Below are 20,408 nucleotides of genomic sequence, written 5' to 3' on the forward strand. Positions count from 1 at the left end.
GATCGAGGAGGCCATGCGCCCGCCCCGCTCAACGACCAGCTCCGGCCCGCCGCAGATACCCGCGCCCTTCGCGCGTGGACGACGCGCGCACGCCGGGCCGCCCGCCGAAGAGGACTCCGGGGCAGCGACGACGTCGCCCCGGACCGGGCCACCCACGCGCGCGGGCGGCAGGTATCTGCGCCCTCGCACCATCCGGGCGAAGATCGTCTGCCTCCTCATGGTGCCCGTGGTCTCGTTGCTCGCCCTGTGGGCCTACGCCACCGTGAGCACCGCTCAGGACGTCGCGCGGCTCACCCGGCTCCAGCGTGTCGACGCCTCGGTGCGCGAACCCATGGCCGCCGCGGTGGCTGCCCTCCAGGCGGAGCGCACCGCCGCCGTCGGATATGCGACCGATCCCGCTCCCGACCGCGGCGACGATCTGAAGAGAAGCGCGAGCACCACCGATCGCGCCGTCGCGGCCCTCCGCCTCGGCAGGAACAACACCGTCGCGGACGGCGCGGATCTGCCCCGCGCGGTGACCGGACGTCTCCGCACCTTCGTCGGCGACGCCGAGCGGCTGCGGGACCTGCGTACTGCCGTACTGGAGCGGCGTACCGGCTGGGACACCGCATACGGGCAGTACACGAAGACCATCGGCGCCGCTCACATGGTGAGCGGCGGACTGACCGGCATACAGGACGGCAATGCCGGCTCCGACGCGCGCGTGCTGCTCGAATTCGGTCGCTCCGCCGAGATGCTCTCCCGTGAGGACGCCGTCGTGACGAGTGCCCGCCTCGCCGGGACGCTGGACGGAGAGCGGCTGCGCCTGTTCACCGGCGCGGCAGACACCCGCAGGGACCTCGTCGACACGGCCGCCGCTGATCTGCGAGGGCCCGAACGAGCAGCATGGGACCAGCTCGTGGAGGGGAGTGCGTACGGCGCCGTACGAGCTGTCGAGGACCGGACGCTCATCGCCCAGCCGGGGGACAAGGCACTCGGCACGGAGCCCGCCGGGACGTGGGACGGCGCGCACGCGGCCGTGCAGGACGGCATGCGCGCCATCGCGTCGGACGCCGCGCGCGGCGCCGCCGGCCGGGCCGACCCGTTCGCCCGGGGGCTGCTGACACCCGCGGGGGCCGCGGTCCTGTTCGGCCTCGTCGCCGTCGCCGCCTCGCTGATCATCTCCGTACGCATCGGCCGCGGCCTCGTCGTCGAACTGGTCAGCCTGCGCGACACCGCCCTGGAAATCGCCGGTCGCCAACTCCCCGACGCCATGAACAGGTTGCGCGCAGGCCAGGACATCGACATCCAGGCGGAGGCGCCGCAAGGGCCCCCGGCAGAGGACGAGATCGGCCAGGTCTCCGAAGCGCTCACCACCGTGCACCGCGCGGCCCTGCTCGCCGCCGTCGAGCGCGCCGAACTCGCCGGCGGCATCTCCGGTGTCTTCGTCAACCTCGCCCGCCGCAGCCAGACCCTGGTCCACCGCCAGCTCGGCCTCCTGGACACCATGGAACGCCGTGCCGAGGACCCGAACGAGCTCGGCGACCTCTTCCGCCTCGACCACCTCACGACCCGTATGCGACGCCACGCGGAGAGCCTGATCATCCTTTCCGGAGCCGCCCCCGGCCGGGCCTGGCGCAAGCCGGTCCCGCTGACCAACGTCGTACGGGCAGCGGTCTCCGAGATCGAGGACTACGCGCGCGTGGAGGTACGTCGCCTCGCAGCCACCGAGGTGACGGGCGCCGCGGTCGCCGACCTCACGCACCTGGTGGCCGAACTCGTCGAGAACGCCGCTCAGTTCTCACCCCCGCACACCAAGGTGCGCATCAGCGGCGAACCCGTCGGCAACGGCTACGCGATCGAGATCGAGGACCGCGGTCTCGGCATGAGCAAGAAGATCCTCGCCGAGGCGAACAACCGTATCGAGCAGGCCGAAACCCTCGGCCTGTTCGACAGCGACCGGCTCGGCCTCTTCGTGGTCAGCAGGCTCGCCGATCGTCACGACATCAAGGTGCATCTGCGTGCCTCGCCCTACGGAGGCACCAACGCGGTCGTCCTGTTGCCCACCTCCTTGTTGCACAAGGACAGTGCGCCGCGGACCGGCCGCGACCCCTCACCGTCCGAAGAGGAGCGCCGCTACGCGCGCGTGCCCGATCCCGAAGCAGCGCCCATGAATGGCAATTCCGTCCCCGCACCCACCCCACGTCCCGCACTCGCCCCCTCGCCGGACACCGACCCCGACGAGAGGCAGCACCCGCCCGGCGTCACCGCTCTGCGGCTGCGGAAGCCACCGCTCGCGGAGCGGGCCGAAGCCCCGCCCGAGGACGGACTCCCGCGCCGCGTACGGCAGGCGAGCCTCGCCCCCCAACTGCGCGAGCGCCCCGAGGCGGAGGCCGCGTCCGCACCCGCACCGGAGCAGGACGAACGCACCCCCGAACAGGTCCGGGCCCGTATGGCGTCCTTCCGGGACGGCTGGGTCAGAGGCGGCGGACGCCCGCCGGGCAGTGACAGCACTGAAGGAGACCGCACATGATCAAGGAACCGACCACCACCGGCACGGCGCGCGGCGCCGGCGAACTCGACTGGCTCCTTGACGACCTGGTGCTCCGCGTCGCCGAACTGCGGCATGCCGTCGTCCTGTCCAACGACGGCCTGGCAGTAGGCGCGTCCACCGGGCTCGGCCGCGAGGATGCCGAGCATCTGGCCGCCGTCGCCTCCGGCTTCAACAGCCTGGCCAAGGGAACGGGACGGCACTTCGGTACGGGAGGGGTGCGGCAGACGATGGTCGAGATGGACGACGGCTTTCTCTTCGTGGCCGCTGCGGGCGACGGTTCCTGCCTGGCCGTCCTGAGCACCGTCACCGCCGACATCGGACTCGTCGCCTACGAGATGGCGCGCCTGGTCAAGAGGGTCGGCGAACACCTCTGCACGGCGCCCAGGTTCGCCGGGAACCCGCCCACCGCGGGCTGACGGACCCGGCGAACGTCATGAACGAGGACACGTTCGAAGAAACGTACCGGGGCGCGGGGACGTACGGCATCGGTCCCGCTCAAGGCCACGAGAAACGCGGCAGTTCTCACGAGCAGGGCAGCCAGTGGTTCGACAACGAGGCCGGCCCGATGGTCCGCCCCTATGCGATGACCGGCGGACGGACCACGGCCGGCCCCCGGGCGGCGCACTTCGATCTGATTGCCCTCGTCTCGCTCGACTCCGCCGCGCCCGCCACTCACGACGACACCGCCCTCGGGCCCGAGCACCGCTCGATCATCGAGCTGTGCCGAGCCGAGACACAGTCGGTCGCCGAACTCGCCGCCGACACCGAACTGCCCGTCGGGGTGGTCCGGGTGCTCCTCGGCGACCTGCTGGAACTGGCTTGTGTCAGGGTCAGCAGGCCGGTGCCGCCCGCCCAGCTACCGGACGAGAAGATTCTGAGAGAAGTCATCGATGGGCTCCGAGCACTCTGACGACACGACCACCGACGCCTCCGCCGACCTGGCCCTGAAGATTCTGGTCGCGGGCGGATTCGGGGTGGGCAAGACCACCCTGGTCGGCGCGGTCAGCGAGATCCGCCCGCTGCGCACCGAGGAACAACTCAGTGAGGCGGGCCGGTTCGTGGACGACACGCTGGCCGTGGAGCGCAAGACCACCACGACCGTCGCCATGGACTTCGGACGCATCACGATCAGATCCGGCCTGTCGCTCTACCTGTTCGGCACACCGGGGCAGGACCGGTTCTGGTTCCTGTGGGACGAACTGTCACAAGGCGCGCTCGGCGCCGTCGTCCTCGCGGACACCCGACGGCTCGAGGACTGCTTCCCCGCCGTGGACTACTTCGAGCACCGACGCATCCCGTTCGTCGTGGCCGTCAACTGCTTCGCGGCGGCAAGGGGGTTCGGGGCGCACGAAGTGGCACGCGCCCTCGACCTCGACCGCGGGACACCGGTGGTGCTGTGCGACGCGCGTGACCGCGACTCCGGGAAGGAGGTGCTGATCAGGTTGGTCGAGTACGCCGGGCGGATGTACACCGCCCGGCTGCTCGACTCCGTCCGCTGAGCCGCGGCCGGTTCAGTCGGCGACGTCGCCCATGGCCACGACCTTCTCGACCCGTACGCGTACGAGGAGTTCGCCCGGCACGGCGTTGCGCCGGCCGAACTCCTCGGCGCGGTCCTCACCCATGTACCGGCCGCCGATCCGGGTGGCCGCATCCAGCAACTCGGCCGGATCCTCGCTGAGTTCGGCGCGCCCCTGGATCGTCACGAACGAGAACGGCGGCCGCTCGTCGTCGACGCACAGGGCCACTCGCCCGTCGCGCGCCAGGTTGCGGCCCTTGACCGTTTCCTTGCCGGTGTTGAACAGGATGTCGCCACCGTCCAGGACGAACCAGACGGGTGCGATGTGCGGGCTGCCGTCGGCCCGCACGGTGGACAGCTTGGCGGTGCGGGTGCCCTCGGAGACGAAGGTCCGCCATTCCTCATCGGTCATCTTGTGTGCCATGAGGTCATCCTCCTTGCCCGGACGCCGACCGTGGGGAAGGCTTGCGCGAGAGATCCTCCGGGCAGGGGAGCGGTCCCCACCGGGGCATGGGGAGCCAGAGGAAGCGGGGAGACAGGATCATGGGGCAGAACGTAGGACTCGGTTGGCTACTGGACGACCTGACGCAGCGCGTCGAACATGTGCGGCACGCCTTGGTCCTGTCCAACGACGGCCTCGTGACCGGCGCCAGTTCGGGCCTGCGCCGCGAGGACGCCGAGCATCTCGCCGCCGTCTCCTCCGGACTGCACAGTCTCGCCAAGGGATCAGGTCGGCACTTCGGCGCCGGAGGCGTCCGCCAGACGATGATCGAGTTCGATGACGCGGTGCTCTTCGTCACCGCCGCGGGCGACGGCAGCTGCCTGTGCGTGCTCAGCTCGTCGGAGGCCGATATCGGTCAGGTCGCGTACGAGATGACGTTGCTCGTCAACCGGGTCGGTGAGCATCTGGCCGTCGACGCCAGGCAACCCGATCGAATGGATGCCAAGGAGCTCTGAGCTGCGGCAAGTCGGAGCGGTGGAGCGAGCGGGGCAGAGTTATCCACAGGCCCGGACGGAGTTCTCCGATCCGGGCTACGGTTTTCCCGAGCGGTCACGGAGCGTGACCGCGGGTCATCGACCGACGGGGGAGAACCATCGTGCAAGGCGACATCATGACCAGGCCCCAGGGCAGCGCAGCCCGCGAACTGGGTTTGAAACGAGGTGAGTTCGACCTCGCCGTGCGACTCGGCCGGATCCGGACGGTCGCCGCGCGGGACGGCGGTCGGCGCCGCGTCCCCCGCGAGGAGATCGAGCGGATCCGCGATACCGAGGGCTTCCCGGAGGCGCTGCGCGAGCAGGTCAGGGTGGTGGGGACCGCGGAGGGCGCGCGCCTCCTGGAGATCCCGCCGACCCGATTCACCCGGCTCGCCCGCGCGGGCCTGCTCATCCCGGCCAAGTTCTATCTCAATCGCTACCGAACCGTGGTGTGGCTCTATCTCGCCGAGGAATTGCGGGAATTCGCGGACTCCGAGCTCCACGCACCGCTTCTGACCGGCAGGGCACCGGACAAGATGCGCGCCCGGCTGTCGGCCGGCGAGGACCTGAGGCCGCGCAGGTGGCGGGCCCGGCACGCCGGCTATCTGCTGGGGCAGTGCAGTGACCCGTGGGACCGGGCCGCCGCGATGGCGACGCTCCTGGCCCCGGCTCAGCTCGCCGACCTCGTCGAGAACCCTTACGAGCGCGCCTACTTGCACCGACTCCGACCCGAGGAGTCCTGGTACGGGGCGCCGGAGTCGCCGACGGCGCGGGTCGTCGAGCGGATCCTGATCGCCGACGATCCGAACGAGATCAGCTGGCTGCGGGCGAACCTGTTGCTGAGTCTGGCGGAGGCGCGGGTTCTGCGTCCCGCGCCGCGGCCCACGACGCGGGAGGCCACAGCCGCACCTGTGCCGGAGTTCGAGCCCGTGGCCGCGAGCATGCCCGGCCCCGACCTCCAACCGGCGGCCGTGGAACCGGTGTCGCGGGGCCTGTGGGGTCGGCTGCTCGGCAGACGAGGCTGATGCGGCCCGGCGGGCGGACGGCCGGGATGGCCCGCTAGGTGGTGCCCTCGATGGCGTCCAGGTCCTCGGCGTAGTGCTCGATCGCTGCCCGGTACCCCACGATGTCCGGGTCGGCGCTGGTCTCGGCCAGCACCGTGAGCAGCAGCCGCACCGCGTCGTGCGCGCGGCCCACGTTGTACAGCGCCATCGCCAAAAACGTCTTGAGGGCGTTGTCGGCCGGGAACTCGACGGCCGCGTCGCTCAGCGTGGCAACGGCCTCCGCGTGGCGACCCAGCGTGCGATAGGTACTGCCCAGTCCGAGCAGCGCGCCCCGGCGGTCTTCCTCGGACAGGCCTTCGGGCGGGCCGGTGCCGGCGAGCGCGCCGACATAGTGCGGGACGGCGTCGGCCTCCAGACCGAGCGAGTCGTGGACCCATGCGGTCTGGTAGGCGACCTGGGCATCGTCGGGGAACCGGTCGCGGAGCACGAGGAGCCGCGCACGCGCCTCCTCGCGGTGTCCCGTATCCCGCAACCGCACGGCCTGCGCGAGCAGCACGTCACGGTCGTCCGCCGGGTCCGTCATACCTCGAGCTTCCGGAACAGCCCCTCCTGGACCACGGACACCAGCAGACGCCCCTCGACGTCGTAGATGCGACCGCGGGCCAGGCCCCGGCCGCCCGTCGCGATCGGCGACTCCTGGTCGTAGAGGAACCACTCATCGGCACGGAAAGGACGGTGGAACCACATGGCGTGGTCGAGCGAGGCCATATCGAAGCCACGCGGTCCCCACAGCGGTTCGATCGGCAGCCGCACCGCGTCGAGCAGCGTCATGTCGCTGGCGTACGTGAGCGCGCAGGTGTGCACGAGCGGGTCATCGCCCAGAGGACCCACGGCGCGCATCCACACGGCGCTGCGTGGCTCGGCGGACTTGATCTCCTCGGGCGTCCAGCGCAGCCGGTCGACATACCGGATGTCGAAGGGCTGGCGGCGCGCCATACGTTCCAACGCCTCGGGCAGGGCGCCGAGATGGCCCCTGATCTCGTCGGCGATCGTCGGCAGCGACTCCGGGTCCGGCACCTCACGGGCCGGCGGCAACTGGTGCTCGAAGGCCCCTTCCTCGGGCTTGTGAAAGGAGGCGGTGAGATTGAAGATCGTGCGACCCTGCTGCACACCGGTGACCCGGCGGGTGGTGAACGAGCGGCCGTCGCGGACCCGTTCGACCTGGTACACGATGGGCACGCCGGGGCGGCCAGGGCGCAGGAAGTACGCGTGCAGCGAGTGCACGGGACGGTCGCCGTCCGTGGTGCGGCCCGCCGCGACCAGGGCCTGTCCCGCGACCTGTCCGCCGAAGACCCGCTGCAGGGACTCCTGCGGGCTGCGTCCGCGGAAGATGTTGACCTCGATCTGCTCCAGGTCGAGCAGGTCGACAAGCCGTTCCGCAGGATTCGTCATGCGTGGTTCTCTCTCGTGTGCGCGGCCGGACCGCTCCGGCGCGTGGACGCGGGCGGACACTACCGTCCGCCCGGTCCGGGATCTACAACTGGCCGACGTCCGTGACCCGGACGACGGCACGGCCTTCGGTATCGGAGGCGGCGAGGTCGACTTCGGCACTGATGCCCCAGTCGTGGTCGCCGTTGGGGTCGGCGAAGGTCTGCCGGACCTTCCACAGACCGTGCTCCGGGTCCTCCTCGATCATGAGGAGCTTGGGGCCGCGGGCATCGGGCCCCGTCCCGAGGTCCTCGTACTCGTCCCAGTACTTGTCCATGGCGTCGCCCCAGGCATCCGCGTCCCAGCCCGACTCGGCGTCCATCTCGCCCAGCTCCTCGACGTGGTCGAGCGCGGCGAGCTCGACGCGGCGGAACATGGCGTTGCGGACCAGGACACGGAACGCGCGGGAGTTCGCCGTGACCGGCTTGACCTGGTCGGCCCTCTCCTGGGCCTCCTCAGCCGTCATGACCTCGGGGTTGGCGAGCTGCTCCCACTCGTCCAGCAGGCTGGAGTCGACCTGGCGCACCATCTCGCCGAGCCAGGCGATCAGATCCTCCAGGTCCTCCGACTTGAGGTCGTCGGGCACGGTGTGATCGAGCGTCTTGTACGCGCTCGCCAGGTACCGCAGGACGATGCCCTCGGTACGCGCGAGCTCGTAGTGGGACACGAACTCCGTGAAGGTCATCGCCCGTTCGTACATGTCACGGATGACGGACTTCGGCGACAGCGGGTGGTCGCCGACCCACGGGTGGCTCGTGCGGTACGTGTTGTAGGCGTGGAAGAGCAGCTCCTCCAGGGGCTTCGGGTACGAGATGTCCTGGAGACGCTCCATACGCTCCTCGTACTCGACACCGTCCGCCTTCATCAGGGCGACGGCCTCGCCGCGCGCCTTGTTCTGCTGGGCGTGCAGGATCTGTCGCGGGTCGTCGAGCGTGGACTCCACGACCGACACCATGTCGAGCGCGTACGACGGCGACTCCTGGTCGAGCAGGTCGAAGGAGGCGAGAGCGAACGTCGACAGCGGCTGGTTCAGCGCGAAGTCCTGTTGCAGGTCGACGGTGAGGCGCACGATGCGGCCCGTCGGGTCCGGCTGGTCCAGCTTCTCGACGATGCCGCCGTCGAGGAGCGAGCGGTAGATCGCGATGGCGCGGCGGATGTGCCTGAGCTGGGCCCTGCGCGGCTCGTGGTTGTCCTCCAGCAGTGTGCGCATCGCCTCGAAGGCATTGCCGGGGCGGGCGATGACCGACAGGAGCATCGTGTGTGTGACACGGAAGCGGGAGGTCAGCGGTTCCGGATCGGAGGTGATCAGCTTGTCGAAGGTGCCCTCCGTCCAGCCGACGAAGCCCTCCGGGGCCTTCTTGCGGACGACCTTGCGGCGCTTCTTCGGGTCGTCGCCGGCCTTCGTCAGCGCCTTCTCGTTCTCGATGACGTGTTCGGGCGCCTGGGCCACGACGAAGCCGGCCGTGTCGAAGCCGGCGCGTCCGGCGCGGCCCGCGATCTGGTGGAACTCACGGGCGCGCAGCGTGCGGACGCGGGTGCCGTCGTACTTGGTGAGGGCCGTGAACAGCACGGTGCGAATGGGGACGTTGACGCCCACGCCGAGGGTGTCGGTACCGCAGATGACCTTCAACAGGCCTGCCTGGGCGAGCTTTTCGACGAGGCGACGGTACTTGGGCAGCATGCCGGCGTGGTGCACGCCGATGCCGTGCCGTACGTACCGGGACAGGTTGCGGCCGAACTTGGTGGTGAAGCGGAAGTTGCCGATCAGCTCGGCGATCTTGTCCTTCTCCTCGCGCGTGCACATGTTGATGCTCATCAGCGCCTGCGCCCGCTCGACGGCCTGCGCCTGCGTGAAGTGCACGATGTAGACCGGCGCCTGCTTCGTGTCGAGCAGTTCGGTCAGGGTCTCCGTGAGCGGGGTGAGCCGGTACTCGTAGGAGAGGGGGACCGGGCGGGTCGCCGAACGCACCACCGAGGTCGGACGGCCGGTGCGCCGCGTCAGGTCCTTCTCGAACATCGCGACGTCGCCGAGCGTCGCCGACATCAGGATGAACTGCGCCTGCGGCAGCTCGAGCAGCGGGATCTGCCAGGCCCAGCCGCGGTCGGCCTCCGCGTAGAAGTGGAACTCGTCCATGACGACCTGGCCGATGTCGGCCCGCGCGCCGTCCCGCAGCGCGATCGACGCGAGGACCTCCGCGGTGCAGCAGATGACGGGCGCGTCCGCGTTCACGGACGCGTCGCCGGTCAGCATGCCGACGTTCTCCGTACCGAACATCTTGCACAGCTCGAAGAACTTCTCGGAGACCAGTGCCTTGATGGGAGCCGTGTAGAAGGTGACCTCGTCGCGGGCGAGTGCGGCGAAGTGCGCGCCCGCCGCGATCATGCTCTTGCCGGACCCGGTGGGGGTCGAGACGATCACGTTCGCCCCCGACACCGCCTCGATCAGCGCCTCCTCCTGGTGCGGATAGAGGGCGAGACCACGCTCCTGGGCCCACGACTCGAAGGCGTCGTAGAGGGCGTCCGGGTCGGCGGTCTTCGGGAGCTGATCGATAAGGGTCACGTCACCATCTTGCCTGGCTTCCGTCCCGATCCGGGAATCGGATGCCCGTACGAAGATCACGAACGCTACGCTGAGTCGCCGACGCGGCGTCAGGACGCGCACGGCCCGACGGGGGCAACTGGGCGTCGACACAAGAAGAATGGGGCGGAATACCACCATGATGGGACCGGCACACTCGCTGTCAGGAGCGGCGGCCTGGCTGGGGGTGGGCGCGGCCGCGGCTGCCGCCGGACACCCGATGCCATGGCCGGTAGTCCTCGTGGGGGCGCTGATCTGCGCGGGTGCCGCACTCGCCCCCGACCTCGACCACAAGTCGGCGACCATCTCGCGCGCCTTCGGGCCGATCTCCCGGGCGGTCTGCGGGATAGTCGACAAACTGTCGTACGCCGTCTACAAGGCCACCCGCAAGCAGGGCGACCCGCGCCGTTCCGGCGGGCACCGCACGCTCACCCATACGTGGCTGTGGGCCGTCCTGATCGGGGCGGGCACGTCCTTCGCGGCGATCACCGGGGGCCGCTGGACCGTCCTCGCGATCCTGTTCGTGCACATGGTGCTCGCCATCGAAGGGCTGCTGTGGCGGGCCGCGCGGGGCTCCAGCAGCGACATCCTGGTGTGGCTGCTCGCGGCCTCCAGCGCCTGGATCCTCGCGGGAGTCCTGGACAAACCGGGCAACGGATCGGACTGGCTGTTCACCGACCCCGGCCAGGAGTACCTGTGGCTGGGTCTGCCGATCGTGCTCGGCGCGCTGGTGCACGACATCGGGGACGCGCTCACGGTCTCGGGCTGCCCGATCCTGTGGCCCATCCCGATCGGCCGCAAGCGCTGGTACCCCATCGGCCCGCCCAAGGCGATGCGCTTCCGGGCCGGCAGCTGGATCGAGCTGAAGGTGCTCATGCCGGTGTTCATGCTGCTCGGCGGGGTGGGCTGCGCGGCCGCGCTCAACTTCATCTGAGTCCGGCCGCGCCCCGCTCCCTGGGCCGACTACCCGTGCCAGGACCGCCACAGGGCCGCGTACGCGCCGTCGGCCGCGACCAGTTCGTCGTGGCTGCCGAGCTCCCGGATCCGGCCGTCCTCGACCACGGCGATGACATCCGCGTCGTGGGCGGTGTGCAGCCGGTGCGCGATGGCCACGACGGTGCGCCCGTCGAGGACGCGGGCCAGCGAGCGCTCCAGGTTCCTGGCCGCGCGCGGGTCGAGCAGCGACGTCGCCTCGTCCAGGACCAGGGTGTGCGGGTCGGCCAGGACGAGCCGGGCCAGCGCGATCTGCTGGGCCTGCGCCGGGGTGAGCGCCACCCCGCCCGAGCCGACCTCCGTACCGAGACCGTCGGCCAGTCCGCTCGCCCACCCGTCGGCGTCGACGGCCCCGAGAGCCGCCCACAGCTCGGTATCCTCGGCGCCGGTCCGGGCCAACCGGAGGTTGTCGCGCAGCGAACCCACGAAGACGTGGTGTTCCTGGTTGACGAGGGCGACGTGGGCCCGCACCCGTTCCGCCTGCATCCGGGAGAGTTCCGCGCCGCCGAGCGTGACCTGTCCGAGCCGGGGCGCGTAGATCCCGGCGAGCAGCCGGCCGAGTGTCGACTTGCCCGCGCCGGACGGCCCGACCAGGGCGAGCCGGGTGCCGGGAGCGACATCAAGGGTCACCCGACGCAGCACGTCGACACCCTCGCGGTAGCCGAAGTGCACCTGGTCGGCCTGGACGTCCCGGCCGTCGGGGCGCACGGAGGCGTCCCCCGCGTCCGGTTCGATGTCGCGCACGCCGACGAGGCGGGCCAGGGACACCTGGGCGACCTGGAGCTCGTCGTACCAGCGCAGGATCAGGCCCAGCGGGTCCACCAGCATCTGCGCGATGAGCGCACTCGTCGTCAGCTGGCCCACTCCGATCCAGCCCTGCAGGACGAAGACACCGCCGATCAGCAGGACGGACAGCAGGACCAGGACGTGCACGGCGTTGATCACCGGGAAGAAGACGGACCGCAGATAGAGCGTGTAGCGCTCCCAGGCCGTCCACTCCTTGACCCGACGCTCGGACAACTCCACGCGCCGGTCGCCGAGCCGGTGCGCCTCGACGGTGCGCCCGGCGTCCACGGTCTCCGCGAGTGCCGCGGCGACGGCCGCGTACCCCGCGGCCTCCGAGCGGTAAGCCGAGGGCGCCCGCTTGAAGTACCAACGGCAGCCGAGCACCAGGACCGGCACCGCGATGAGGATCACCGGGGCCAGGGGTGGCGCCGTCACCGCGAGGCCGCCGATGAGCAGAGCTACCCACACGACGCCGATGGACAGCTGGGGCACGGCCTCCCGCATCGCGTTCGCGAGCCGGTCGATGTCGGTGGTGATCCGGGACAGCAGGTCACCCGTGCCGGCCCGCTCCAGGACACCGGGCGGCAGGCCGACCGACCGCACCAGGAAGTCCTCGCGCAGATCCGCCAGCATCCGCTCGCCGAGCATCGCCCCGCGCAGTCGCACCTGCCGGACGAAGACGGCCTGGATCACGAGAGCGAGCGCGAACAGACCGATGGTGCGCTCCAGATGGAGGCCGCGCAGGGCATCGGTACCACCGGTCCCGTCCGCCACGTCCTGGATCACGCCGCCCAACAGGTACGGGCCCGCCATAGAGGCGACCACCGCGGCCGTGTTCACACCGATCAGCAGGAGGAAGGCGCGCCGGTGGCGCTGGTACAGCTCGCGTACATAGGCGCGGACCGTGGCCGGGGCGCCGACCGGAAGAGTGCTCGCCGTGGTGGGGGCCGCCGGGTCGTAGGCCGGGGGCGCTACGCCGATCATGCCGTCTCCTCGATGTCGATCTCGATCTCGGTGTCCATGTCGATGTCGGACGGGACGCCCGCGTCCGCGCCGGGCGGGGTGTTCCGCCCGGTCCCTGAGCGGGTGGCGCCGGTCGCCTCCTCGTCGGTCTCGCGCGTGACCACGGCGCGGTACCGGGGTTCGGCGCGCACCAGTTCTCGGTGCTTGCCGACCGCGGTCACCTCGCCGTCGTGCACGAACACGACGCGGTCGGCCTGGTCGAGCAGCAGCGGTGACGAGCTGAGGACCACCGTCGTGCGGCCTCGCCGCAGAGCCCGGACACCCTGGGCGATGCGGGCCTCCGTGTGCGAGTCGACGGCGGATGTCGGCTCGTCGAGGACCAGCGCCTCGGAGTCGGTGACCAGGGAGCGCGCCAGGGCGAGCCGCTGGCGCTGGCCGCCGGACAGGGACCGGCCGCGTTCGGTGATGCGGGCGTTCAGAGGGTCATCGTCCAGGGACGCCTGGGTGAGGGCGGCGAGGACGTCGGAGCACTGCGCCGCGGCCAGCGCCTCTGTCGGGCGGACAGAGCCGCCGGACGGTACGTCGAGCAGTTCGGCGAGCGTGCCCGACATCAGCACCGGGTCCTTGTCCTGGACGAGTACCGCCGTACGCGCCACGTCCAGCGGCAGTTCGTCGAGCGGCACCCCGCCCAGCAGCACGGACGGCGTCTTCGTGTCCTCGCTGTCCGCGTCGCCGAAGGTCGCGTGGCCGCCTAGCCGGTCGGCGAGACGTCCCGCCAGATCCGGGTCGCCGCACACCACGGCGGTGAGCCGTCCGGCCGGGGCGAGCAGACCGGTCGCGGGGTCGTACAGGTCCCCGGACGGAGCGGTCGCGTCGCGCAGTCCGCCCGACGGCTCGACGATGCGCTCCAGGGCGAGGACCCTGGCCGCGCGCTGCGCCGAAGGACGGGAGAAGGAGTACGCCATGGCGATCTCCTCGAAGTGCCGCAGAGGGTAGTTGAGCATCATCACCGCGCTGTACACGGTCACCAGCTCCCCGACGGTGATCCGGCCCTCGCGCGCCAGATGGACGCCGTACCAGACGATCACGATCAGCAGCAGACCCGGAAGGAGGACCTGGACCGAGGAGATCAGCGACCACATGCGGGCGCTGCGCACGGCGGCCCGGCGAACCTCCTGCGAGGCGTGGCGGTAGCGGTCGAGGAAGAGTTCCTCGCCGCCGATGCCGCGCAGCACGCGCAGTCCGGCAACGGTGTCCGAGGCGAGTTCGGTGGCCCGGCCCGCCTTCTCGCGCTGGTGGTCCGCGCGCCGGGTGGCGCGGGGCAGCAGCGGCAGCACCGCGAGGGCGAGCACCGGCATGCCGAGCGCGACCACGACACCGAGGGCGGGCTGGTAGAAGACCAGGCCGACGCAGACGAGGACGACGGTGAGAGCGGCGGCCGCGAAGCGGGAGAGTGCCTCGACGAACCAGCCGATCTTCTCCACGTCGCCGGTGGAGACCGCGACGACCTCGCCCGCGGCGACCCGCCGGGTGAGCGCGGCGCCCAGTGCGGCGGTCTTGCGGGCGAGCAACTGCTGCACGCGGGCTGCGGCGGTGATCCAGTTCGTGACCGCCGTGCGGTGCAGCATCGTGTCGCCGCACGCGATGGCGATACCGAGCAGCAGGATCAGCCCGCCCGCCGCGGCGAGGTGAGCACCGGAGCCGTCGACGACGGCCTGTACGGCGTAGCCGACGCCGTACGGCAGTCCGGCGACCGAGGTGAAGTGGAGCAGACCCCAGGCGAGGGACCTGAGCTGGCCGTCGAGCTGGTTCCGGCCGAGCCAGAGCAGGAACCGGGGTCCGGAGCGCGCGTCGGGCACGCCCGGGTCGGGATACGGAAGGTCGGAGATCTGCATGACGTCCCAGAGCTCGAAAGGAGATCCGGAGAACGGGTGCTCCGGAGGAGAAGGAAGCGGAGAAGGGAGCTGAGGCTGAGAAGGAAGCGGAGATCGAAGGGGAGGGAGGTGGCAATTGGGCCGGAGGGAAGGGGACGCGGGACCGACGGGCGTGCCGGATCGGGGATGTGGGACGGCGGAACAAACCGTGAAAGGTTCGCGCCCCGCGGTGACCGGAGGCAAACGGTTTTTCGGTTGCGGGCAAAGATTCGGCCCGGATCGACGGTGCTCTACGGGCCCGGGACGGGGGTTCGCGACACGTGGTGCGACCATGGAGCGCATGCGTAGTGCTGGTGCGGTTCGAGCGGGTGTCGCCATGGCGGCGTGTGGAGTTCTTCTGACGTCGCTGGCGGCGTGCGGAGCCGATGACGCCGGGGGCCGGAGCGCGTCGAGCGGATCACGCTCCGGGGATGACGCCCGTGGCGACGAGGCCCGCGCCGCCGTCGATCTCAAGCGCATCCCGGACGTCGGCGACCGTTACCAGAAGCAGATCCCGGCGAACTCGCGGCAGGTCGTCGCGGTCTACGGAGACGGCAAGGACTCCGCGGACTCGACCATCGCCCTGTACACCAAGACCGGCGACACCTGGAAAAAGGAACGCAGCTGGTCCGGGCACAACGGCAAGAAGGGCTGGACGACGGATCACCAGGAGGGCGACAAGCGCAGCCCCGTGGGCGTGTACACGCTGAGCGACGCCGGTGGTGTCCTCGCCGATCCGGGCGCGAAGCTGCCCTACACGCAGACCGCGTCGATCCAGGCCCCGCACTACTGGGCCAAGTCGCACTGGCACGACTTCGACTACGTCATCGCCATCGACTACAACCGCGCCAAGGGCACCCCGCCCAACGACCCGACCCGCCCGCAGGGCCAGTCCAAGGGCGGCAGCATCTGGCTGCACATGGATCACGGCAGCGGGACGTCGGCCTGTGTGAGCCAGTCGAAGGCGAACATGGAGTACCTCCTCAAGACGCTCGACCCCAAGCAGCACCCGGTCGTCGTCATGGGCGACAAGGCCGACCTCAAGGCCTGACGGCAGCGCTTGCCGTCAGCGCCCTTAGCGCCGTCAGTGCCATCAGTAGGCATGGTGCGACGAGGGCCACAGGAGTGACCACTTGAGCGCCGGTCCCGCGCACAGGACGATCTCGGCGCCTTGTTCCTCGGTGCCCACGTCGTACCCGTTGTCGACGTGGCCGGCGCCGCGACAGTCGGTGAAGTACCGCTCGATGTCGGAGACGTCGGCCTGCCCGACGAGGAGTACGGGCCCGTCCGCGGAGTCGGGCGGCGGTCCCCAGCCGGCGTAGCTCATATGGCCTGAATACGGAGCGGGGAGCCCCCGAGCGGGGCCGTACCGCTCCAGGGCGCCCGCTTCGCCGTAGTTGCCGGTGATGAGCACCGATCGCGCACGGTCGCGCGCCGGGATCCGCGCCCACTCTCGGCGTGCGGCGTCAGCCAGTTCGGGCCGGCCGAGCTGTTCGTCCTGCTCCTTGTTCATGGCCATCGGCACGGACAGCGCGGAGGGCGGCAGTACGGGCAGCGTGATCACGGCGTTGAGTGCGGCCGGCACGAGGACGGCGCCCACGAGCGGCGCCCGCCGCCCGGACCCGGACCCCGCCCACCTCAGCGCGGGCTCGCATCCCGCGGCGAGCAGCACCACGAGCAGCGGCACCGTGTAGTACCCCTTGCCACCCAGCGCCAGCACCACGACACAGCAGGGGATATGCGACCGCGAACGCGCGGGCCCAGCGCAGCCGTGGAGCGCGCCACAGCCGCAGCAAGCCGGCGACCCACCACGGCACGAACAGCGTGGACAGGTACACGAGTTGCTGCGGCACGAGCAGGACGCGGTTCTCGGCTCCGTCGTCCGCGCTGATGCCACGGGCCACGGTGAGCTGCGGCCTGTCGTGCGCCGTCGGCCACCAGAGAATCGGCGCTGCCAACGCGAGCCCCACCGCGCAACCGGCCACGAACCATGGATTGCGCAGCGTCGACCGCGGCCCCAGCCGATCGCCAGCTGCAGTACGCCGACGAGCAGCGCCACCAGGTACTTGTTCTGCACGCCGATCCCTGCGACGGCGCCCGCCGCGAGCCACCAGCGCCCGTCCCCGGTCCGCAGCATCCGCAGCACGAACCAGCTCACGGTCACCCACCCCAGCGGGTCGCACGTCGCCGTGGACACCATGTGTCCGACCGCGAGGACCTGCGCACCGAGCGCCGCGAGCACGGCCGCCAGGAGCTGGGCGCCGCCGCCCAGACTCCCTTGCCACCAGCGCCACTACGACCACACTCGAGGCCGCGGCGAGCGACGCGACCACCCGCTGCCCGACCAAGCTGTTCCCGAAAACGGCGGTCGAGGCGCGGGCCGGCACAGGAGTGGGCGGCGGCTGATCCACGTAGCCCCAGTCGAGGCGGCGCCCTGCGGCGACGAAGTACAACTCGTCGCGGTGGTAGCCGTATCGGGCCGAGAGCAGGGTCGGTGTCGCGGCGTACGCGGCCGCGACGCACAGCAGCGGCCGCCATGCCGTCGGCGCGAGTGGCGCCCTGTCCCGCTCCGCTCGCGCCGCGCCCTCGCTCATGCCCCCGCCTTCCCCCGGTACGCCGGGAGCGTACCGGCGGCACGGGAAACGGCCGAGGCCCCGCGTGCTCCGCGCCCCTTGCGGATCAGCCGCGGCGGCCGTCCTGCGCGGCCGGCCGGGTCGCGCGCTCCAGCTCCATCAGCACGGAGTGGTAGGAGCGGCCCGTCGCGTGGTCCATGCCCACCTCGCACATCCGGTTCGCCGACAGATGCGCGTCGTAGGCGCGGGAGGTCACCTCCGCGGCCTCCTTGCGGGTCGCGGACTCGGTCAGCTCCTTGTGAAGCATGCCGCGGTCGCCGGCGAAGGCACAGCACCCCGCGTCGTCCGGGATCACCACCTCGTCGGCGCAGGCCTCGGCGACCGCCTTCAACTGGTCCACGTCACCGAGGTGTTCCATGGAACACGTGGGGTGCAGCACGGCCGAGCCGATCGTGCGTTCGATCGTGAGACGCGGCAGCAGCTCCTCGGCCGCCCAGACGAGGGAGTCGACGACGGTCAGCTCCGCGTGCAACTCCCGGTTGGCGTCGGTGAGATACGGCACCACCTCGTGCGCGATGCCGAGGGTGCAGGACGACGCGTCGACGACGAGCGGGAGGCGGCCGCCCGCGGTCCAGCCCCAGGCCGCCTCGACGATCCGGTTCGCCATGATCGTGTTGGCCTCGTTGTAGCCCTTGGAGTGCCAGATCGTGGCGCAGCACGTGCCCGCGACGTCACCCGGGATCCATACCGGTCTGCCCGCGCGCGCGGAGACCGCGACGACGGCCTCGGGGAGTGACACATCGCCAGGGGTGCCGAAGATGCGGTTCACGCACGCCGGGTAGTACACGGCCGTGGCGCCCCCGCGCGCGGTGCGGGGCAGTTTCCGTGCGGCCGCGCCCGGGATCTCCGGCAGCCACTCCGGCACCAGATCGGGCCGGACCGCCTTACGGGCCGTCTTCGTCACGGAGGTGAGCAACCGGTCGCCGATCTTGTCCGCGGCGGCCACGGCGAGACGCGCGGACGCCTCGACGGTCTTGAAGCGGGACGCGGTGAGCGCGGCCACCTTCTCCTCGCGCGGCGAGTGGCGCGCGTGCCGGAAGCCCTTCATGAAGGCCCCCGTGTCGATGCCCACCGGACAGGCCAGCTTGCACGTGGAGTCCCCGGCGCAGGTGTCCACCGCGTCGTATCCGTACGCGTCGATCAGCGCTTCCTCGACCGGCGAACCGGACGGCTGGCGCATCATCTCGCGCCGCAGCACGATGCGTTGGCGTGGCGTCGTGGTCACGTCCTCGCTGGGGCAGGTGTCCTCACAGAAGCCGCACTCGATGCACGGGTCGGCGATCAGCTCCACCTTGGGAATGGTCTTCAGGCCACGCAGATGAGCCTTCGGATCACGGTCGAGGACGATACGGGGTGCGAGGACACCGTCCGGGTCCATGATGCGCTTCGTGCGCCACATCAACTCCGTGGCCTTGGGCCCCCATTCCAGTTCGAGGAAGGGCGCGATGTTCCGGCCGGTGGCGTGCTCCGCCTTCAGGGAACCGTCGAACCGCTCCACTGTCAGGCGGCAGAAATCGTCCATGAAGGCCGCGTACCGGTCCACATCCGCCGGCAGGGCCGCGTCGAAGGCAAGGAGGAAGTGCAGATTGCCGTGGGCGGCATGACCGGCCACGGCGGCGTCGAAACCGTGCCGCGTCTGCAGGTCGAGGAGCGCTTCGCAGGCCTCCGCGAGCCGTGACGGCGGCACCGCGAAGTCCTCGGTGATGAGCGTCGTGCCCGAAGGGCGCGAGCCGCCGACCGCCGTCACGAACGCCTTGCGGGCCTTCCAGTAGCCCCCGATCGTCTTCGCGTCGCGCGTGAAGGCATTGGTCACCGAGGCCACGGGCGCGACGAGTTCGAGCCCTTCGAGTGCCTTCGCGGCCGCCTCCTCGTAGGCGGCCCGCCGCTCCTCGTCGGGCGCCCGGAACTCCACGAGGAGCGCTGTGGTCGCCTTCGGCAGCTCGGCCCAGTCCTGCGGCACCCCCTGCACGCTGACCGACGCCCGCAACGTGTTGCCGTCCATCAGCTCCACGGCCCGCGCGCCCGCCGCGTTGAAGAGGGGCACCGCCGCGGCCGCCGCGGGCAGCGAGGGGAAGAAGAGCAGCGCCGTCGACACGAACCGGTCCAACGGCAGTGTCTCGAAGACGACTTCGGAGATGAACCCGAAGGTGCCCTCCGAGCCGACCATCAGGCCGCGCAGGATCTCGACCGGTGTGCCGCCGTCGAGGAAAGCGTCCAGCCGGTATCCGTTCGTGTTCTTGATCTCGTACTTGGCGCGGATCCGCCGGGTCAGCTCCGCGTCCGCCTCGATCTCCCGCTTGATCGCCAACAGGCCCTCGCACAGTGCCGGTTCGGCGTGTGCGAGCTCCTCGTCGGCTGCCGGATCCGCGGTGTCCACGACCGTGCCGGACGGCAGGACGACGGTGAGCGAGGCCACCGTCCGGTACGAGTTCCGGGTGGTGCCGGCCGTCATCCCCGACGCGTTGTTCGCCACCACGCCGCCGATCGTGCAGGCGATGGCGCTCGCCGGGTCCGGGCCGAGCACACGGCCGTGCCGGGCCAGCGTCGCGTTGGCCCGCACGATGGTCGTGCCGGGGCCGATCCGGGCGCGGGAGCCGTCACCGATCACCTCGACGCCCGACCAGAACTTGCGGACGTCCACCAGGATGTCCTCGCCCTGCGCCTGCCCGTTCAACGACGTGCCCGCCGCGCGGAAGACGACCTCGCGGCCCTTGCCGTGCGCGTACGACAGCACGGCCGACACGTCGTCGATGTCCTCGGCGACCAGCACGACCTGCGGCACGAATCGATAGGGGCTCGCGTCCGAGGCGTACCGCACCAGGTCCGAGATCTTCGTGAGGACCTTGTCCGCGCCGAGCAACCGCGCCAGCTCCGAGCGCAGCGGCTCCGGCGTGCCGCCCGCCTGCCCGTCCGCGACCCGGTCGGGCGCCGGTCCCGACGGACGGGACCCAGGACGCAGGGCTTCCGGCTTCGGCTCCAGCAGCGGCATGGCCTCTCGCTCTCCTCGTTCTGCCAGGGTGGCTCGA

16 protein-coding genes and 1 pseudogene are annotated in these 20,408 nt (G+C 70.9%); 8 read left to right on the plus strand and 9 right to left on the minus strand.

Annotated elements, in window-relative coordinates; all coding sequences use genetic code 11:
- Nucleotides 1-13 precede the first annotated feature (13 nt).
- The 4 genes from AB0J02_RS16845 to AB0J02_RS16860 are packed head-to-tail and all read left to right on the plus strand — an operon-like array spanning nt 14 to nt 4,032.
- Nucleotides 14-2,512 carry a nitrate- and nitrite sensing domain-containing protein gene (locus tag AB0J02_RS16845; protein WP_363194416.1) on the plus strand — a complete coding sequence of 833 codons (2,499 nt, stop codon included), beginning with the start codon at nt 14-16 and terminating at the stop codon, nt 2,510-2,512.
- The gene (locus AB0J02_RS16850) at nt 2,509-2,949 is read left to right on the plus strand and encodes a roadblock/LC7 domain-containing protein (protein ID WP_363194417.1); all 441 of its coding nucleotides are present in this window, start codon (nt 2,509-2,511) and stop codon (nt 2,947-2,949) included. The genes AB0J02_RS16845 and AB0J02_RS16850 overlap by 4 nt, the downstream gene beginning before the upstream one ends.
- Nucleotides 2,950-2,966: 17 nt before the next feature.
- Entirely contained in the window at nt 2,967-3,443 is a 477-nt protein-coding gene (locus AB0J02_RS16855) for a DUF742 domain-containing protein (protein ID WP_363194418.1), read from the plus strand.
- Complete coding sequence (locus AB0J02_RS16860; RefSeq protein ID WP_363194419.1) at nt 3,424-4,032, plus strand: ATP/GTP-binding protein; 609 nt, start codon at nt 3,424-3,426, stop codon at nt 4,030-4,032. Before AB0J02_RS16855 ends, AB0J02_RS16860 begins: the two co-directional genes overlap by 20 nt.
- A gap of 12 nt (nt 4,033-4,044) precedes the next feature.
- Here AB0J02_RS16860 and AB0J02_RS16865 read toward each other — a convergent pair whose 3' ends face one another.
- A complete protein-coding gene (locus AB0J02_RS16865; protein ID WP_363194420.1) occupies nt 4,045-4,473 on the minus strand; it encodes a PPOX class F420-dependent oxidoreductase in 429 nt (142 codons plus the stop codon).
- A 119-nt stretch (nt 4,474-4,592) separates the two neighbouring features.
- Here AB0J02_RS16865 and AB0J02_RS16870 point away from each other — a divergent pair, with 119 nt between their 5' ends.
- Both AB0J02_RS16870 and AB0J02_RS16875 read left to right on the plus strand, forming a co-directional pair.
- Entirely contained in the window at nt 4,593-5,006 is a 414-nt protein-coding gene (locus AB0J02_RS16870; protein WP_363194421.1) for a roadblock/LC7 domain-containing protein, read from the plus strand.
- 155 nt (nt 5,007-5,161) lie between these two features.
- The gene (locus tag AB0J02_RS16875) at nt 5,162-6,049 is read left to right on the plus strand and encodes a DUF6397 family protein (RefSeq protein ID WP_363194422.1); all 888 of its coding nucleotides are present in this window, start codon (nt 5,162-5,164) and stop codon (nt 6,047-6,049) included.
- Between the two features lie 34 nt (nt 6,050-6,083).
- On the opposite strand, the gene AB0J02_RS16880 is transcribed toward AB0J02_RS16875, so the two are convergent.
- From AB0J02_RS16880 to AB0J02_RS16890, 3 genes are all read right to left on the minus strand, one after another.
- Nucleotides 6,084-6,611, minus strand: coding sequence for a tetratricopeptide repeat protein (locus AB0J02_RS16880; RefSeq protein ID WP_363194423.1), 528 nt, complete (start codon nt 6,609-6,611; stop codon nt 6,084-6,086).
- Nucleotides 6,608-7,480, minus strand: coding sequence for an acyl-CoA thioesterase II (locus AB0J02_RS16885; RefSeq protein ID WP_363194424.1), 873 nt, complete (start codon nt 7,478-7,480; stop codon nt 6,608-6,610). Before AB0J02_RS16885 ends, AB0J02_RS16880 begins: the two co-directional genes overlap by 4 nt.
- An 82-nt stretch (nt 7,481-7,562) precedes the next feature.
- Nucleotides 7,563-10,136, minus strand: a complete 2,574-nt coding sequence (locus tag AB0J02_RS16890; protein ID WP_363194425.1) for a DUF3516 domain-containing protein — start codon at nt 10,134-10,136, stop codon at nt 7,563-7,565.
- 97 nt (nt 10,137-10,233) lie between these two features.
- Here AB0J02_RS16890 and AB0J02_RS16895 point away from each other — a divergent pair, with 97 nt between their 5' ends.
- Entirely contained in the window at nt 10,234-11,028 is a 795-nt protein-coding gene (locus tag AB0J02_RS16895; RefSeq protein ID WP_363194426.1) for a metal-dependent hydrolase, read from the plus strand.
- A 29-nt stretch (nt 11,029-11,057) separates the two neighbouring features.
- On the opposite strand, the gene AB0J02_RS16900 is transcribed toward AB0J02_RS16895, so the two are convergent.
- Together AB0J02_RS16900 and AB0J02_RS16905 are read right to left on the minus strand one after the other, a co-directional pair.
- Nucleotides 11,058-12,857 carry an ABC transporter ATP-binding protein gene (locus AB0J02_RS16900; protein ID WP_363194427.1) on the minus strand — a complete coding sequence of 600 codons (1,800 nt, stop codon included), beginning with the start codon at nt 12,855-12,857 and terminating at the stop codon, nt 11,058-11,060.
- A complete protein-coding gene (locus AB0J02_RS16905) occupies nt 12,854-14,731 on the minus strand; it encodes an ABC transporter ATP-binding protein (protein WP_363194428.1) in 1,878 nt (625 codons plus the stop codon). The genes AB0J02_RS16900 and AB0J02_RS16905 overlap by 4 nt, the downstream gene beginning before the upstream one ends.
- 319 nt (nt 14,732-15,050) lie before the next feature.
- Between AB0J02_RS16905 and AB0J02_RS16910 the strand changes: the two genes are divergently transcribed.
- A complete protein-coding gene (locus AB0J02_RS16910; RefSeq protein WP_363194429.1) occupies nt 15,051-15,800 on the plus strand; it encodes a hypothetical protein in 750 nt (249 codons plus the stop codon).
- 42 nt (nt 15,801-15,842) lie between these two features.
- Here the strand turns inward: AB0J02_RS16910 and AB0J02_RS16915 are convergent, their stop codons facing one another.
- The 3 genes and pseudogenes from AB0J02_RS16915 to AB0J02_RS16925 all read right to left on the minus strand — a co-directional run bounded on the left by AB0J02_RS16915 (nt 15,843) and on the right by AB0J02_RS16925 (nt 20,371).
- The gene (locus AB0J02_RS16915) at nt 15,843-16,472 is read right to left on the minus strand and encodes a hypothetical protein (RefSeq protein WP_363194572.1); all 630 of its coding nucleotides are present in this window, start codon (nt 16,470-16,472) and stop codon (nt 15,843-15,845) included.
- Between the two features lie 315 nt (nt 16,473-16,787).
- Nucleotides 16,788-16,991, minus strand: a pseudogene (locus tag AB0J02_RS16920) (glycosyltransferase family 39 protein); the annotation flags it as partial.
- A 437-nt stretch (nt 16,992-17,428) separates the two neighbouring features.
- Nucleotides 17,429-20,371 carry an FAD-binding and (Fe-S)-binding domain-containing protein gene (locus AB0J02_RS16925; RefSeq protein WP_363194430.1) on the minus strand — a complete coding sequence of 981 codons (2,943 nt, stop codon included), beginning with the start codon at nt 20,369-20,371 and terminating at the stop codon, nt 17,429-17,431.
- Nucleotides 20,372-20,408 lie beyond the last annotated feature (37 nt).

It is taken from the genome of Streptomyces sp. NPDC050264, from assembly GCF_040655895.1.
In the GTDB taxonomy this organism is placed as follows: domain Bacteria; phylum Actinomycetota; class Actinomycetes; order Streptomycetales; family Streptomycetaceae; genus Streptomyces.